Annotated in this window: 10 protein-coding genes and 1 tRNA gene; 2 read left to right on the top strand and 9 right to left on the bottom strand. The window is 72.0% G+C overall.

The window, feature by feature from the left end; translation table 11 throughout:
- Positions 1 to 80: 80 nt before the first annotated feature.
- From ABTW95_RS17455 to topA, 3 genes are read right to left on the bottom strand one after another with little or no spacing between them, the layout of a single operon-like run.
- Positions 81 to 1220 (bottom strand): DNA polymerase III subunit delta', encoded by a 1140-nt coding sequence (locus ABTW95_RS17455; RefSeq protein WP_396450467.1) that lies wholly within the window; start codon positions 1218 to 1220, stop codon positions 81 to 83.
- 59 nt (positions 1221 to 1279) lie between these two features.
- Positions 1280 to 3355, bottom strand: coding sequence for a dTMP kinase (tmk, locus tag ABTW95_RS17450; RefSeq protein ID WP_500226799.1), 2076 nt, complete (start codon positions 3353 to 3355; stop codon positions 1280 to 1282).
- Between the two features lie 28 nt (positions 3356 to 3383).
- Complete coding sequence (topA, locus tag ABTW95_RS17445; RefSeq protein ID WP_500226798.1) at positions 3384 to 6065, bottom strand: type I DNA topoisomerase; 2682 nt, start codon at positions 6063 to 6065, stop codon at positions 3384 to 3386.
- 240 nt (positions 6066 to 6305) lie between these two features.
- Here topA and ABTW95_RS17440 point away from each other — a divergent pair, with 240 nt between their 5' ends.
- Positions 6306 to 6491, top strand: coding sequence for a DUF5703 family protein (locus ABTW95_RS17440; RefSeq protein WP_021596264.1), 186 nt, complete (start codon positions 6306 to 6308; stop codon positions 6489 to 6491).
- 122 nt (positions 6492 to 6613) lie between these two features.
- Here the strand turns inward: ABTW95_RS17440 and ABTW95_RS17435 are convergent, their stop codons facing one another.
- The 3 genes from ABTW95_RS17435 to ABTW95_RS17425 all read right to left on the bottom strand — a co-directional run bounded on the left by ABTW95_RS17435 (position 6614) and on the right by ABTW95_RS17425 (position 11047).
- Positions 6614 to 8821 carry a chaplin family protein gene (locus tag ABTW95_RS17435; RefSeq protein WP_500226797.1) on the bottom strand — a complete coding sequence of 736 codons (2208 nt, stop codon included), beginning with the start codon at positions 8819 to 8821 and terminating at the stop codon, positions 6614 to 6616.
- Between the two features lie 143 nt (positions 8822 to 8964).
- Positions 8965 to 9648, bottom strand: a complete 684-nt coding sequence (locus ABTW95_RS17430) for a hypothetical protein (RefSeq protein ID WP_396450460.1) — start codon at positions 9646 to 9648, stop codon at positions 8965 to 8967.
- 79 nt (positions 9649 to 9727) lie between these two features.
- Complete coding sequence (locus ABTW95_RS17425; protein ID WP_396450458.1) at positions 9728 to 11047, bottom strand: M20/M25/M40 family metallo-hydrolase; 1320 nt, start codon at positions 11045 to 11047, stop codon at positions 9728 to 9730.
- A gap of 109 nt (positions 11048 to 11156) precedes the next feature.
- On the opposite strand from ABTW95_RS17425, the gene ABTW95_RS17420 reads away from it, so the two are divergent.
- Positions 11157 to 11242, top strand: a tRNA-Leu gene (locus ABTW95_RS17420).
- On the opposite strand, the gene ABTW95_RS17415 is transcribed toward ABTW95_RS17420, so the two are convergent.
- The 3 genes from ABTW95_RS17415 to ABTW95_RS17405 form a co-directional block, all read right to left on the bottom strand.
- On the bottom strand, positions 11224 to 13011 hold the full coding sequence (locus ABTW95_RS17415) for a recombinase family protein (protein WP_500226796.1): 1788 nt from the start codon (positions 13009 to 13011) through the stop codon (positions 11224 to 11226). The two genes, ABTW95_RS17420 and ABTW95_RS17415, sit on opposite strands and share 19 nt — an antisense overlap.
- Positions 13012 to 13624: 613 nt before the next feature.
- On the bottom strand, positions 13625 to 14515 hold the full coding sequence (locus ABTW95_RS17410; protein ID WP_500226795.1) for a TRM11 family SAM-dependent methyltransferase: 891 nt from the start codon (positions 14513 to 14515) through the stop codon (positions 13625 to 13627).
- Complete coding sequence (locus ABTW95_RS17405; RefSeq protein WP_500226794.1) at positions 14512 to 15423, bottom strand: hypothetical protein; 912 nt, start codon at positions 15421 to 15423, stop codon at positions 14512 to 14514. Before ABTW95_RS17405 ends, ABTW95_RS17410 begins: the two co-directional genes overlap by 4 nt.
- Positions 15424 to 16087: the final 664 nt, after the last annotated feature.

Here is a 16087-nt window from a genome sequence, read left to right as displayed (position 1 = left end):
ACCAGGCGAAGGTACGCGTGCGGCTGTTGAGAGTTGCGTACAGTTATGTAACGAAAAGGGAGATCTCTTGTAAGCCCGCATCAGCCGGTCCGCAGCGCCAGCGTCAGCGCCTCGACGGCCAGCAGCGGGTTGACGTTGGCCTCCAGCCGCTCCCGGCACGCCATGATCGCGTCGAGGCGCCTGAGGGTGGCCTCCGGCCGCCCGTTCCGCGCCGCCGCCCGCAGCTCCGGGCCCAGTTCGGCGTTCACCAGCTCGGTGCCCGCCCCCAGCTGGATCGTCAGCACGTCCCGGTAGTAGGACGCGAGGTCGAGCAGCGTCCGGTCGAGCGCGTCGCGTTCCAGCCTCGTCGCGCGGGACTTCTGCCTTGCCTCCAGCTCCTTCAGCGCCCCCGCCGTCCCCCTCGGCATCCGGCCCTTCGCGCTCTCCCCCAGGGCCTGCCGGAGCGCCGACGTCTCCGACTCGTTCAGCTCCTCGGTCTGCGCCTTCGCCTCCGCCTTCGCCGCCGCGACCAGCGCCTCGGCCGCCGCCACGGCCGGGCCCACCGACGTCAGCCTGCGCGGCACCGCGAGCACCTCCGCCCGCCTCCGCCGCGCCTCCGGGTCGGTCGCCAGCCGCCGCGCCCGGCTGATGTGCCCCTGCGCGGCCCGCGCCACGACCTCCGCGGTCTCCCGGTCGACCCCGTCCCGCAGGGCCAGGACCTCCGCGACCGACGCGACCGGCGGGGTGCGCAGCGTCACCTCCCGGCAGCGGGACCTGATCGTCACCAGCAGATCCTCCGGGGACGGCGTGCACAGCAGCCACACCGTCCGGGCCGGCGGCTCCTCGATCGCCTTCAGCAGCGCGTTCGCCGCCTGCTCCGTGGCCCGGTCCGCGTCCTCGAACAGGACGATCTGCCACCGCCCGCCGGTCGGGGCCGACGACGCGCGCAGCACCAGCGCGCGCGCCTCCTTCACCCCGTACGACAGGCCCTGCGGGCGGACGACCTCGACGTCCGCGTGCGTGCCCTGGAGGATCTGGTGGCAGGACGGGCAGTGCCCGCATCCGCGCGGGACCTCCTCGCACTGCAGCGCCGCCGCGAACGCCCGCGCGGCCGCCGACCGGCCCGCCCCGGGAGGCCCGGTGAACAGCCACGCGTGCGCCACCCCGCCCGTCCCCTCGGCGGCCGACGACAACTGCGCGACGACGGGCTCCTGCCCGACCAGGTCGTCCCACACGCTCATGCGGAAAGGCTAACCGGCTCCGCACGCGCCGCGGGACGGACTCCGGCCGCCCCGGGCGGTCAGAAGTCGCGGATGGCCGGGAAGGTGCTCGTGGCGTCCTCGGTGCCGGCCGGGACCGGGTCGGGCAGGATCGCGTGGATGCGGTACTGGATCTCCCGGGCCAGCTCGCTCTGCGGGCGGCTCGCGTCCAGGATCAGGTAGCGGTCCGGGTCGGCCTCGGCGAGGGCGCGGAACCCGGCGCGGACCCGCTCGTGGAAGTCCCGCGGCTCGGACTCGATGCGGTCGGCGGGGGCGGGCAGCCGGCGCAGCCCGGCCTCCGGCGGGATCTCCAGCAGGACGGTCAGGTCCGGGACGAGGCCGCCGGTCGCCCAGGCGTTGACGCGCGCGATGTCCTCGACGGGCTGCTGCCTCCCGAAGCCCTGGTAGGCGAGGGACGAGTCGACGTACCGGTCGCTGACGACGATCGCGCCGCGCTCCATCGCCGGCTTGATCACGTTGGCGACGTGGTCGGCGCGGTCCGCCGCGTACAGCAGGGTCTCGGCGCGGTCGGACAGGCCGGTCGTGTCGCGGTCGAGCAGCATCGCGCGCAGCCGCATGCCGATCTTGGTGGCGCCGGGCTCGTGCGTGGTGACCACGTCGTAGCCGTGGTCGCGGAGCCAGATCGCGGCGAGCCGGGCCTGGGTGGTCTTGCCCGCGCCCTCGCCGCCCTCGAACGCGATGAACACGCCGCGCTCGCGGTGGACGGGCTGGGGCGCGTCCGCGGCGGCCTCCCGCGGCGGCGTGTAGATCTCGCCGTGGACGGCGGCGCGCAGGTCGGGGACGAGCGGGACGCCGCGCCGGTCGTCCAGCCGCCGGTAGGCGAGCAGCCCGCAGACGAGGGTGACGACGGCCGCGATCAGCAGCGCCGCGCTGGAGCCGGTGAAGTCGTAGGCGCCGTCGCCGAGGTCGAGGCGGTGCGAGCCGAGCGCCCCCGCGGCCGGCGGGACGGCGATGACCGCGACCAGCGCGCCGACGAGCGCGACGGAGCTCAGGTAGGCGGTGGGGCGGGTGTCCTCCGGCGCCTCGGGGTCGGTGACCGCGGCCGTCGCCGTCGACCGGGCGGCCCCGGCGAACACCCCGAGGAACGCCGTCATGAACACGACGACGACCAGGTTCTGCACGAGGGCGAGCACCGCCAGCGCGAGCGCGGCGGCGACCACGGCGAGGCCGAGGAGCCGGCGGCGGCTGAACGGGACGAGGACGCGCGGGCCGAGGAACACCCCGAAGGCGAGCCCGAACACCAGCCCGGCGAGGACGGTGCCGTAGCCCGCGTCGCCGCCGCCCAGCTCGCCGGTGCGGACGCGGGCGACCGCCGCGACCGCGGCCGCCGCGAGGGACGCCGCGGCGATCGCGAGGCCGGTGCCGCGCGCGGCGGCCGTCCCCGGGCCCTGGAACAGCACCTTCAGCGGCGCGGGCGCCGCGGGCGCCCCGGCGGCCGGGATGTCGCGGATCATGGCGACGGCGGCGGCCGAGACGGCGAAGACGCCGGCCGTCACGTACAGGGCGAGGTCGGCGCGGGAGCCGCGGCTCAGCGCCGCGTCCGCGACGAGGGCGACGACCGCGAACAGCACGGCGGCGGCCGGGGCCGGGCCGTAGACGACGCGGGTCGCGGTGCGCGCGGCGCGCGGCTCCTCGTCCGGGGACAGGGCGGGCAGGGACGCGCGCGCCGCCTCCACCCAGAGCAGGCTCAGGCAGGAGACGAGGAACGCGGCGGCGAGCGTCCAGGCGAGCATGCCCACGAGCGGCACGGTCACGACGACCACGAGCCGCAGCACGTCCGCGACGAGCAGCATGAGGCGGCGGTCGACGCGCGCCGCGAGCAGCCCGGCGAGCGGCCACAGCAGCACCGCCGGCAGCAGCATCAGCACCAGCGTGCCGCCGACCGCCTGCGCGCGGGCGGACAGGTCGTCGTCGCGGGTCAGCGCCGCGACCATGGCGGTCAGTGCGGGGACGCTGAGCCACTGCGCGAGGCCCGCGAGCGACAGCGCGGTCCGGAGCCGCCGGAACGGCCCGCTCGACGAAAGTGACGAAGGTGACGAAACGCCCGGCGGCTGTGACGCTGCGGGGTGCGGCCGAGGTGCGCCCGTTCTGGTCATGTCGGTCAGGGTATCGGCGTGGATGTCCCTAGGAACCGGACTTTGCGGAGGTTCGGCGGCGGGTCGCGGTCTTCTTCTTCCCGCCGCCCGCGGCCACCTTCTCGCGACGCTCCGCGAGCAGCTCCGCGGCCCGCTGGATCGTGATCGACTCGACCTCGTCGCCCTTGCGGAGGCTCGCGTTCGTCTCGCCGTCCGTCACGTACGGGCCGAACCGCCCCTCCTTCACCACCACCGGCTTCTCGCTCACCGGGTCGGTGCCGAGCTCGCGCAGCGGCGCGGCGGCCGCGGCCCGGCGGCCGCGCTGCTTGGGCTGCGCGAACAGCTCCTTCGCCTGCTCCAGCGTGACGGTGAACAGCTCCTCCTCGGAGCCGAGCGACCGGCTGTCCGTGCCCTTCTTGATGTAGGGGCCGAACCGCCCGTTCTGCGCGGTCACCGGCTCGCCGTCCAGCTCCCCGAGCGTGCGCGGCAGCGACAGCAGCTTCAGCGCGTCGTCCAGCGTGATCGTGTCGAGCGACATCGACTTGAACAGCGAGCTCGTGCGCGGCTTGGGGGCGTCGGCCTTCTTCGCCCGCTTCTTCCCATCGGCGGGCGGGGGCGCCTCGGGCAGGATCTCGGTGACGTACGGGCCGAACCGCCCCGACTTCGCGACGATCTTGTGCCCGGTCTCCGGGTCGGTGCCCAGCTCGCGGTCGCCGGACGGCTGCGCGAACAGCTCCTCCGCCTTCTCCGCGGTCAGCTCGTCCGGCGCGATGTCGTCGGGGATGTTGACCCGCTCGCCGTTCCGGTCGAGGTACGAGCCGTACCGCCCGACGCGGACCACGATGTCGGTGCCCTTGATCGGGAACGAGCTGATGCCCTTGGCGTCGATGTCGCTGATGTCGCCGACCAGCTCCTTGAGGCCCTCCTCGCCGTTGTCGCCGAAGTAGAACCGGTTCAGCCAGGGGACGCGCTCGGCGTTGCCGCGGGCGATCTCGTCGAGACCGTCCTCCATGTGCGCGGTGAAGTCGTAGTCGACCAGGTTGCCGAAGTGCTGCTCCAGCAGGTTCACCACGGCGAACGCCAGGAACGACGGCACGAGCGCCGTGCCCTTCTTGAACACGTACTCGCGCGCCAGGATCGTCCCGATGATCGACGCGTACGTCGACGGCCGCCCGATCTCCCGCTCCTCCAGCTCCTTGACGAGGCTGGCCTCGGTGTAGCGGGCCGGCGGGCGGGTGGAGTGGCCCTCGGCGTCCACCGCGGCCGCGGTCAGCGGGTCGCCCTCCGCCAGGTTCGGCAGGCGCCGCTCCTGGTCGTCGCGGTCGGTGGACGGGTCGTCGGCGCTCTCGACGTACGCCTTCAGGAAGCCGTAGAACGTGATCGTCTTACCGGTCGCGCCGAACTCGGCCCGCTCGCCGCGCGTCGACAGCCCGGTCACCCGGACCGACACCGACTGGCCCAGCGCGTCCTTCATCTGGGACGCGATCGTCCGCTTCCAGATCAGCTCGTACAGCCGGAACTGGTCGCCGGACAGGCCCGTCTCGGCCGGGGTGCGGAAGGTGTCGCCGGCCGGGCGGATCGCCTCGTGCGCCTCCTGCGCGTTCTTGACCTTGGACGCGTAGACGCGCGGCTTGTCCGGGACGTACTCGCCGCCGAACAGCGCCGCCGCCTGCCGGCGCGCCGCCGTGATCGCCGTCTCCGACAGCGTGATCGAGTCGGTCCGCATGTAGGTGATGAAGCCGTTCTCGTACAGCTTCTGCGCGACCGACATCGTGTACTTCGCGGAGAAGTTCAGTTTGCGGCTGGCCTCCTGCTGGAGGGTCGTCGTCCGAAAGGGAGGGTACGGCCTCCGCGTGTACGGCTTCCGCTCGACGGACTTGACCTCGTACGGGCGGTCCCTGAGCCGCTCGGCCAGTTCCCGCGCCGCCGTCTCGTCCAGGTGCAGCGCGTCCTTGGTCTTCAGGGTGCCGTCGGAGGCGAAGTCGCGGCCCTGCGCGACGCGCTTGCCGTCCACGCTGATGAGCCCGGCCTTGAAGACCTTCGGCTCCTCGTCCTTGCCGGTGTCGAACTGGCCCTGGATGTCCCAGTAGTGGGCGGGGACGAACGCGATGCGCTCCCGCTCCCGCTCGACGACCAGGCGCGTCGCCACCGACTGCACGCGGCCCGCCGACAGCTTCGGCATGACCTTCTTCCACAGGACGGGGCTGACCTCGTACCCGTAGAGGCGGTCCAGGATGCGGCGCGTCTCCTGCGCGTCCACCAGCCGCAGGTTCAGCGAGCGCGGGTTCCGCGCCGCCTGCTGTATGGCGTCCTTGGTGATCTCGTTGAAGACCATCCGGTGCACGGGGACCTTCGGCTTCAGGACCTCCTGGAGGTGCCAGGCGATCGCCTCGCCCTCGCGGTCCTCGTCCGTCGCGAGGTACAGCTCGTCGGCCTCGGCGAGCAGCTTCTTCAGCTTCTGCACCTGCTGCCGCTTGTCGGAGTTGACGACGTACAGCGGCTCGAACTCGCGCTCCACGTTCACGCCGAGCTTCGCCCACGGCTCGCCCTTGTACTTGGCCGGCACCTCTGAGGCGCTCCCCGGGAGATCCCGGATGTGGCCGATACTGGACTCCACGATGTAGCCGCGGCCCAGGTACCCCGCGATCGTCTTCGCCTTCGCGGGCGATTCGACGATCACCAGGCGCGTACCCGCGCCGTTGCCCTTCGCGGTGCCGTTCTTGGCTGGCACAGTCGCTCCAACCTCGCTGTCTCGATCCTCTTACACAGGCTCTTTCTTACCGGCTTCGTACAACGTCGCAGGACGGCGCGTTCATGCCCGCGCACTCCTCGACCATCGTGCCGCCCCTTCGGAAGACGGGATTCTCACCGCCCCGCGCCCCAGACAGGATGACATGCCGCCGGACGCGGCGCGGACCGGGTCGCCACGGTAGGTGCCGGACGCACGGTAGACCAAGTAATAATGGTCGCGATGGCGGAGTACACCTACCTCGTCCTGTCACTGCCTCGCGGCACCACGCGTGATACCGCCCGGCAGATCTTGACCGAGCACGCGGAACGCGGCGGCTGGGAAATCGATCGGTTGCGCCTCTACCCCGACGGCCGCCGCCGTATTCAGCTTCGCCGCAAGGTCATCCGCGCCGTCCGCACGTTCTGACCGTTCCCGGGCCGGAGCGTAGCACCCCGTTGACATGCCGTGGCACGGCTTCGCCCGCCCCGGACCGCGCCTCCGGGACGGGCGAAGATCTATATGCGCCGGCTTCGCACCGGCGGGCGGGGCTAGCGGCGCCCGCCCAGCCGGACCCGGCGCGCCAGCGCGAGCCCCCCGGCCAGGACGCCCAGCATCCCGCTCGCGCCCAGCGCCCACAGGGATCCGCCGCGGCCTCCGTCCGGCACGACCTCCTCGGACGCGACGTTCCGGACGGCCCCGAGCTCGCCCGTCACCGGGACGAGCTGCTCGCCCGCGACCGGCGCGCCGGGCACGGCGGCCCCGTGCAGCGCGTCGAGCGCCTGCCGGCCGATCGCCTTGCGCACGACGCCGCCGTCCGGCAGCGCCCGCGTGTCGAGCACCGAAACCGCGACCGGCGAGCCGTTCCGCCGGCTCAGCGTGTCGTCCGGAACGCCGGGCACCCCCTGCACCGCCGGAACCCGCACCAGCTCGTTCAGGCCGCCGGTCCCCTTGGTGACCCCCTGGACCGACGGCACCGCGGCCTTCGGGAGGGCGGCGCCCGTGCCGGGCAGGCCGTCCGCGGAAACGCCGCCGATCTTGGGCAGCGCGTTCTTCGAGACGAGGCCGCCCGCGCCGAGGAGCCCGCCCTGCGCGCGGCGGTTCGCGGCCGGCAGGTTCAGCGCCTGCGACAGGCCGTCCGTGCGCACCAGGTCGCTCACCGGCGACGAGCCGTCCAGCTTGGGCAGCGCGACCGTCCCCTTGGCGAGCGCCTGCACCGGGGACACCGCGCTCAGCGGGACGAGGCTCTTCGTGGAGGGCAGGTCCTTCTTGCCGCGCCGGGCGCCCGCCGCGGGCAGCCCGGGGCGGCCGGCCGTCTGGGACAGGCCGTCCTGCAGGTTCACCGGCATCAGCAGCTCGCGCAGGTCACCCGGCGAGGAGACGTCGCCCGGCAGGCCGTTCTCGGGGAGGACGCCGTCCGCGGAGGGGAGGCCGGCCCGCGTGTGGCGGGCGGTCGCCGCCGGGACGCCCGGCAGCTCGGGCAGGCCGTCCGTCGCGGGCGTGCCGGTCGCGACCTCGGGGAGCTTGGAGGCGGTCCCGGTGGTGCGGGAGTACGGGTGGTAGCCGCCGTAGCCGGGGCCGCCCTCGCACAGGCCGGAGGCCACGCCGACGACCGAGGCGGCGTTGCCGCAGGCTTCGGCGGGGGCCTGGACCGGGGCGTGCGACTGGTTCCCGCCGCCGACGCCGTGGGCACCGGACGTCTGCGCGCCCGAGCCGTGCGAGCCCTCGACGAGTGTCTGCCCGTTGCAGCTCGCCGCCGCCGTCCCCACGGCGGCCGCAGCGTCGCCGCAGACCTCGACGGGGATGGAGATCGGCGCGTTGCCCTGGTTCCCGGCTATGATCCCGTGCGCCCCGGACGTCCGCTGGTCGCCGCCGGAGCTGCTGCGCGCGTGCGCGCCGCCCTCGCAGAACGCCCACGCGCGCCCGGCGAGGCCCGCCGCGTCGCCGCAGGCGGTCACCGGGGCGCTGACGGGGGCGTTCGCCTGGTTGCCCGCGATGATCCCGAAGGCGCCGTCGGTGATCTGCCGTCCCGTCCGGTGCCCGCCGTTGCGGACGGACGCGCCGCCCTCGCAGGACGCCGCGCCGTTGCCCACCGCGTTGCCGCAGAGGTCCACCGGCACGCTGATCGGGACGTCGGCCTGGTTGCCGGCGCCGATGCCGAAGACGCCGGACGTCCGCTGCCCGGACCCGGTGTTCCCGCCGTTCTTGACGAGGGAGCCGCCCTCGCAGCCGGCCACCGCGTCCCCGGCGACCGCGACGGCGTTGCCGCACACGTTGACCGGGATGGAGATCGGCGCGTTCACCTGGTTGCCGGCGAGCACGCCGCCCGTCCCGTCGGTGACCTGGCCGCCCTTGCCGCTGCCGTTGACCTTGGCGCCGCCGGCGCAGCCCGCGTCCGCCCGGCCGAGGACACCGGCGCCGTTGCCGCAGACGTTCACCGGCAGCGAGATCGGGGCGTTGACCTGGTTGCCGGACGCGATGCCGTGCGCGCCGGACGTCTTCTGCCCGCTCCCGCCGCTCTCGTGGACCTTGACGCCGCCGCGGGACGTGCCGCGGCCGGTGCCGAGCAGGGCGGCGCCGTTGCCGCTCACGTCGAGCGGCGCGGAGATCGGCACGTCGATCTGGTTGCCGCTGAGGACTCCGCCGCTGCCGTTCGTGACGTCGGCGAAGGCGTTGGCCGGGACGGCGGTGACACCGAGGGCGACAAAGCCCGCGGCGAGCACCGCGGCACGGGAGATGCCTCTTGAGCGCGTTCGCATGATGCTCCGTTCGGGGAGAGATGGTGGAGACGCACGTGTCCCGTGGGTCTCGTGGGGATGGATGCCGCGCCGGGGGCGCGGCGGATGACCGGATCGGCGCGCCCGAGCCGCACGGGCACGCGTCCGGAGCCTGTGGGCGGGAGCTAGTCGGGCGCGAAGGACGGCTCGTCCGCGGCGGTGCGGACGGCCGGGGGAACCGCGCCGGGGGTGCACGCGGGCATGGCGCGCGGCGGGGCCGGGACGGCCCGGATCGCGGTGGCGGGGAAGCCGGCGGTCATGCCGCTCGGGGCGCAGCCGCCGGAGGGGCGGTCACCGCCCTGCTGCTGCGGTGCGGGCAGGGAGGGATGCCTGACGGCTTGGTGCCCGCCGTCCCCGGCCTCAGCCCGCGGCCGGGAAGGTTCAGAGATGCGCGCCGGGGATGCCTTCGAAACGCGCGAGACACCGGGACCATGGACTCGCCGCACCGGAGAGCCGGTCACGCGGGGCATGGCCTCCGCCGCGGGCGGCTCGTGCCGGGACGGCGACACCGCCTTCGGCACCTCGACCGCCCGGGGGAGCTGCGCCTCGCCGGCCACCGCTTTCACGACCCGGTGCACCGGCTGCCGCTGCTGGACGGTCGCGATCGCCTGGCCCAGCACGGGCGTCCGCGCGACGACCTGGGCGGGCGCGGGCATCTCGTCGGCGTGCGCGGACTGGGCCGCGCATCCGAGGAGCCACGCCCCGATCAGCAGCCCGGCGAGGACGAGCAGCCGCCGGACGGCCCGCCCGGCGGCGGCGCGGCGCAGCCGGACGGAGACCGCCCCGAGCTGTGCCGCGCCGCCAGACACCAGACAACCTCCGTTGCGACCGGATCGTCCTCAACGAAAGGTAACGGTAGCACCACGGAGCGCATTGGAGAGGGCAAATTCAGGAGCGGTCGAGGAATTTGTCGAGGACCCTGACGCCGAAGCGCAGCCCGTCCACCGGGACGCGCTCGTCGATTCCATGGAACATTCCGGAAAAGTCCAACTCTGGGGGCAATTTGAGGGGCGCGAAGCCGAAGCAGCGCATTCCGAGCCGCGCGAACGACTTGGCGTCCGTCCCGCCGCTGAGGCAGTACGGCACCGGCAGCGCACCCGGATCCTCCGAGGTGAGCGCCGCCTCCATCGCCGCGACGAGCGCCCCCTCGTAGTCGGTCTCGACCGCGTGGTCATGGTGGACGAAATCACGCTGGACGTCCGGGCCGAGAAGTTCGTCCACTACCGCGAAGAACTCCGCCTCATATCCGGGAAGGAACCGTCCGTCCACCTGAGCGGTGGCGGTCTGCGGAATCACATTCGTCTTGTAACCGGCGTCCAGCCGCGTCGGATTGAGCGTGTTCCGCAGCGTCGCCCCGATCATCCGCGCCAGCGGCCCGATCTCCTCAAGGCACTTTTCCGGACGTTCCGGGTCGAATTCCACCCCGTACGCCATGCAGGCCCGCTCCAGGAAGGCCCGCACCGACTTCGTCAGCCGCACCGGGAACTCGTACGTCCCCAGCCTCTCGACGGCCCCCGCCAGCGCGGTGACCGCGTTGTCCGGATGCACCATCGACCCGTGCCCGGCCGTCCCTACGGCGGTCAGGTTCATCCACGCGATGCCCTTCTCCGCCGTCTCGATCAGGTACATGCGCCGGTCACCGGGCACCGTCAGGCTGAACCCGCCGACCTCCCCCACGGCCTCGGTGCACCCCTCGAACAGCTCCGGATGCTCCCGCACCAGCCACTGCGCGCCCCACTTGCCCCCGGCCTCCTCATCGGCAAGGAACGCGAGCACCACGTCCCTGGGGGGCTTGCGCCCCTCCCGCAGCCGCTGCCGCACCACCGCGAGGATCATCGCGTCCATGTCCTTCATGTCCACGGCGCCGCGGCCCCAGACGCACCCGTCCGCGATCTCCCCGCCGAACGGGTCCCGCGTCCAGTCCTCCTTGCGCGCCGGCACGACGTCGAGGTGCCCGTGCAGCAGCAGCGCGTCCCGCCCAGGGTCCTCGCCCTCGATCCGCGCCACGAGGCTGGCCCGCCCCGGATGCGACTCCAAGATCCGCGACTCCAGCCCGACCTCGTCGAGCCGCTCCGCGACGTACTCCGCCGCCGCCCGCTCCCCCGGCCCGGAGTGGTCCCCGGGGTTGCTGGTGTCGATCCGGATGAGCTCCTGGCAGAGCCGGACGACCTCGTCCTCAGCGGTCGGCTGCCGATCCACAGTGATCACCTCGCGTCCTCGCGTACCGTCCCATGGTGCCCCGACGATCGACTTCGCCGCGACTCGTCTCCTTTGGTACAGTGAAGCCCGCCGCAGCCGCGCTGCGGCCTGCGACCAGGTCCGGGTGGCGGAATAGGCAGACGCGCTAGCTTGAGGTGCTAGTGCCCTTCACGGGGCATGGGGGTTCAAGTCCCCCCTCGGACACGTCCAGTTACCCCACGGTAGCTATCTAGGTCCGGGTTGAAGTTGATTTCAACCCGGACTTCTTCGCGTTCGGGGCAGTAGGTCATCTTCAGTCCCAGTTGCTCGTACAGCTTTTGCTTCTCCACCGGCTCGGCGTTCGGGATGGCCGCGCGCAGGTCGTCCACCCGTTGCACCACATCGGCGATCTCTTCCTGGCTCAGGTACGAGCGACGTTGCTTGCGCGCCTGTCGCAGTTGCGCCTCGGCTGCGGCCTTTTGGGCCTCTGTCTCGGCGATCCATCGTGCGATGGTCTCGGAGTGCCCACCGGCCTCCAGCGCGGCACGGTGCCGTTCGAGTTTGATGTCGCATTCTTTGATCTTGCTTCGTGCCTGTTCCGCCGCGGTGTCCGTGCACGTCGGGGACTGTGACCGGCCCATGGCGGTGATGGCTTCGCCGATCCTGTGAGGGGCTAGGACGAGGCTGAGCCACTGATCAAGCTCAGGCAGCAGGTGATCCTCGCGGACGTAGACGTTGCGCGGGTGCTCGATCTTGTTGGCGAGGCCGTATTCCTCCGGGAAACGGCATCTGTAGTACGTGGCGGTCCCGTTGTGGTGGGCCTGCATCTTCCGCTCGCACAGGCCGCACCACATCGCGCCCTTCAGCGGATAGCAGCGCTTGCTGTGCCGCTGCCTGGGCTTGTTCGGCCGGGGCGCTTCGGCGAACCGCTGCTGCGCCCGCTTGAAGGTCTGCAGGTCGATGATGGCCGGATGGACCATCTCCTCGGAGAACACCCACTGGTCCTCTGGGTTCCATCGCAGCCTGGTGGTGTGTCCAAGGGCGATGTCCTCGACGTCCAGCAGCACCTCGTCCTTGCGCTGCTTGTTCCAGACCTGGTACCCGGTGTACCGCGGATTCCTCAGGATGGCCCGTACGGCGCTCTTGGACCATGCGACACCGCACCGGTGCCGGTTACGTGCGGGATCGTGACTCGACGGGCTGGGGATGCCGTCGCGTGTGAGTCCCTCGGCGATCGCGAAGCAGCCCCTCTTGCGGTGGTTGTCGATACCGAGGTACTCGGCGAAGATCCGCTGGACGACGGCTGCCGCGAACTCATCGATCGCGAGGCGCTTCAGCCGCTTTCCGTCGGCGGCCTTGGCCGGGTTGGGATGCGGACCGGCATCGATGAGCCGGTACCCGTAGGGAGGGCGGCCTCCCAGGTAGCGGCCCTCGGTCACGGTGATCGCGGCCATGGCGGACCGGACGCGGATCTTGATGCGGTTCCGCTCGCCCTTGGACAAGCCACCGAATACGCCCATGATCATGTCGTGGGCTTCGTTGGCGGGGTCGATGGGTCCGCCGACCTCGGGCACCCACAGCGGGACTTTGAAGTGCTCGAAGACCGGGAAGGTCAGGGAGTACTGGTTGCCGTAGAAGGCACGGTGCGGTTCCCCGATCACCACCGCGTCGAAGTTCCGCTGGAGGTCCTTGACTTCGTCGAGCAGCGCCACGGCGCGCGGACGGCGCATCCAGGGGATGGAACGAGATTTGTCGACGTCGAAGTACTCGGCGACGATCACCCCGCCCTTCGCCTCGATAAGGCTGCGGGCCCGGCGAAGCTGCCAGGCACGCGACGCCTCGGGATCCTGGTTGTCCTCGGTCGAGACACGCCCGTAGAAGGCGAACCGAAGGCCTGGTGGGGCCGCTGCGGCGCTGGCCTCTGGCGGTGGGGAAGTCCGGGTGTCGTTGTCGCGGCCGGGTTGCGGCTGCGGGTTGGTGGACCTTTCGGTCACGACGCGTCCTCCTCGGTGCTGGAGCGCCGCGCGGTCCCGTAGGACTCCTGTCTCAGGCTGGTCCGGCTATAGATCGCGAATCCGATCATTGGGCGTCTGGCTCCTTGCCTCAGGTCTTGAAGGGTTCTCGGCTGCTTTGAGCAGGATCCGCAGCAGCACCTTGGCCGCGCCGGGGGTGAGCTGTGGTGGCTCGTCCGACGTGACCACGCGAAACTTCCTGCCAGTCTCGGTCACCGTCGTCCCCTTGGGGAACCGGAGCCCGTCCGCTGCGTGCGCCGTGGGGTGGGGTCGCCGTTACCGGGACCGTGACGGTCCCGGTATCGACGCCTGCCTCGTCCGTGGAGGTCAAGCCTGGTCCCGGGGCGGGTGCAGGGCACCGTGACGGGCGGGGCGGTGTACTGCCGCCGGCCCGGCGGAGTGGTCAGGTGCCAGGTGTCGCCGCACCGGTAGGCGCGCAGCCGGGTGCCGGGGGCGGCAATGCGGGCGGCGTGCCGGGCGGTGCGGCGGGTGGGGTAGCGGGCGCGTCCGCACCGCCCGCACAGGCCGAACTGCAGGACAGCGGGCATCTCCACAACCCGGTTCCGTCCGACTGGCTTCTCGCGGCGGTGGTTGGTCATCGGGCCGCCTCCGGCAGGTCGGTGGATCTCTGGGCCGCCTGGAAGAGCAAGAGGTCTTCGTGGGCGATGGCGCAGGCGGGGATGCCTCGATCCCGGGCGCGGCGAGTTTCCAGCATCTGGAAGAAGGAGGCCCGGTTGACCAGGGCGCCGTCGCGCAGTCCTGCGAGCAGCGCGGCATGTCGTCCGGCGAGGGTGAGACCGTGGTGTTGGGCGGTGTCGATGACCTGACCGGGCAGGTCGACCAGTTCGCCCTTGATCCTGATCGGGCGGACGGTCACGGCGATCACCCCACCAGGGCGCAGCAGAATGGTGCTGCCGGCGAGAATGTGGCCGAAGGCGTCCAGGAGGCCGGGCAGGGGCTGGTGGGCGAGGTTGCCGCGGTCGGTGGAGTAGCGGTGGTGGCGTTTGTCGATCTTTCCGCCGCCGTTGTCGCGTCCGGAGCGGACGTGCCCGTGGGTGTGCGACCCGTAGGGCGGTGAGGTGAGCACCAGTGCCGCTCTCCCGTGCAGGGCCCGGTAAAGGGTGGCGATGTTGCGGGCGTCCCCGCACACCAGCTGCGGCGTGCCGGTGGCGCCCTGGGCGTGGGCATACTGCAAGTTGCCCAGGGTGAGGTGCACGAAGTCGGGCTCGTACTCCACGCCGGCAGCGTCACGTCCCAGGTGGATGGCCTCGACCAGGGTGGTGCCGATCCCGCACATCGGGTCGACCACCAGGTCCCCTGGACGGGTGAAGGCTTCGATGACGGTGGCGGCGATCGCGGGAAGCATCTTGCCGGGGTGCCGCATCGACTCGGGCGTGTAGCGTCCCTGGCGCTGCAGCCTCGATGGTCGCTGGCCGGTAGCCAGAACCGATGCCAGAGGCGACGCGGTGGAGGTGTCGTGGTTCATCGAGTGCCTCCGGCCTGCTGGTTCTGCGGCTTGCTGAACAAGGTGAGGTCGGCATGGACGCTGACGGGCGACGGCAGCGCGCGGGATCGGATGTCGCGGAGTTGGGCGAGGTCAGAGGGGCCGGCCTGGACGACCAGGGCGTCTCCGTCGATGGGGACGCGCAGCGCGATGATGTGCTGGGCGTAGCGGAATCCCAAGCTTTGGGCGAGGCGGATGATACGCGGGGCCGGGTCGATGAGGCGTCCGGCCTGGTGGCGGGCAGTGGTAGTGATCGCCAGGACACCGCCCGGCCGCAGTGCCTTCCATGCGGAGGCCAGGAACAGGGCGAGTTGTTCGCTGGTGAGCGTCCACAGGTCCGCTCGGCACGCCGGGCAGTTGCGCTGTCCGGCTTGGCGGGCCGGGCGGCCACCGGTCTCATACGGCGGCGGCGCGGCGGTGACCAGGGCGACGTCGCCGAGGTGGTCGGCCAGGCCGCGAGCCATCTGATCCGGCCGCACGGGCCTCATCGCCACCCTGGTCAGTTGCTCTTCGGGCAGGGTGGCGCGCAGGCAGGCGCCGATGTGCTGGGCGAGCGGGAAGTGCGGGACCAGCGCGATACCGCGCCGGTCCAGGCCGGCGGCGGCGACCAGGGTGGCCTCGCTGGTGGTGAAGCCCTCGACGACCAGATCATCCTCGCGGGTGCAGGTGCCTATCAGGTGCCGGGCTAGTTCCCGGCCTGCCGGCTGCCGGTGCCGCGGGCAGTTGTCTTTGGTGTCGTTGGGCCGGGACTGGCCGCAACTGCGGTTCACAGCACCGGCGGTGTCGGCGGTGGCCGTGTCCGAGCACAGCCAGACGGTCAGCGGGACCAGCCGGCGTGCGGTGACCGGGCCGGTCGTCGACCGGTCGGAGTTGGACGGTGTGTGGTTCATGCGCTGGGTGACCCAAGACAGCCACCCGATCCCCGTGCACCGATGAAGAACCACCGACCCGGCCCGTTTTCACCCCAGGCCCGAGTCACGGTCCGATCAAGAACAGCCAGCCAGTGCGTTCACACAGGGGTGCGCCGAGCGCTGGGCAGCGAGTCTGATTGGCGATCACCATCACTCTTGGTAGTCAATGAGGTGATCAACGACCCAGGCGCCGAAGCCCACGCGCGTGTACCACCGGAGCCCGACGAGCCATGGCGGGTCCGCCCACGTCACAGGAACCGTCGGCGCTCCCCCCGACGCCACTGGATGACACCGTTGATCAGCGCCGTGCTGGCATCCCTCGGCACCATCGCCATCCTCCAACCCGGCAACCCGTCAGGCCCCTGGTCACCACGTCCCTCCCACACGGCAGCCACCGGGAAGGAAATGCACCGATCAAGCCCGTCACCGGACGCGCAGCCCCTCATCTCCAAGCGGCCGGAGTCTGCCCGCCGTACCCCCATCGGCCTCCCCACGATGCCGAACCATCGGTATCTGCCCCAAAAGCACCCGCACAGACCAGCGCCGCCTCCAACGAGCAGCTCCCTCCATCGCTGCGCTCGCCGAGCAGGAACAGTCAGGACCGCAGCGCGCCGCGCCGCCACCATTCACGAGCACACGAGCC

This window comes from Spirillospora sp. NPDC127506 (assembly GCF_040302145.1).
Classification (GTDB): domain Bacteria; phylum Actinomycetota; class Actinomycetes; order Streptosporangiales; family Streptosporangiaceae; genus Spirillospora.
Note: the sequence above shows the minus strand (reverse complement) of the source record. Positions and strands in the feature narration are given on the sequence as shown.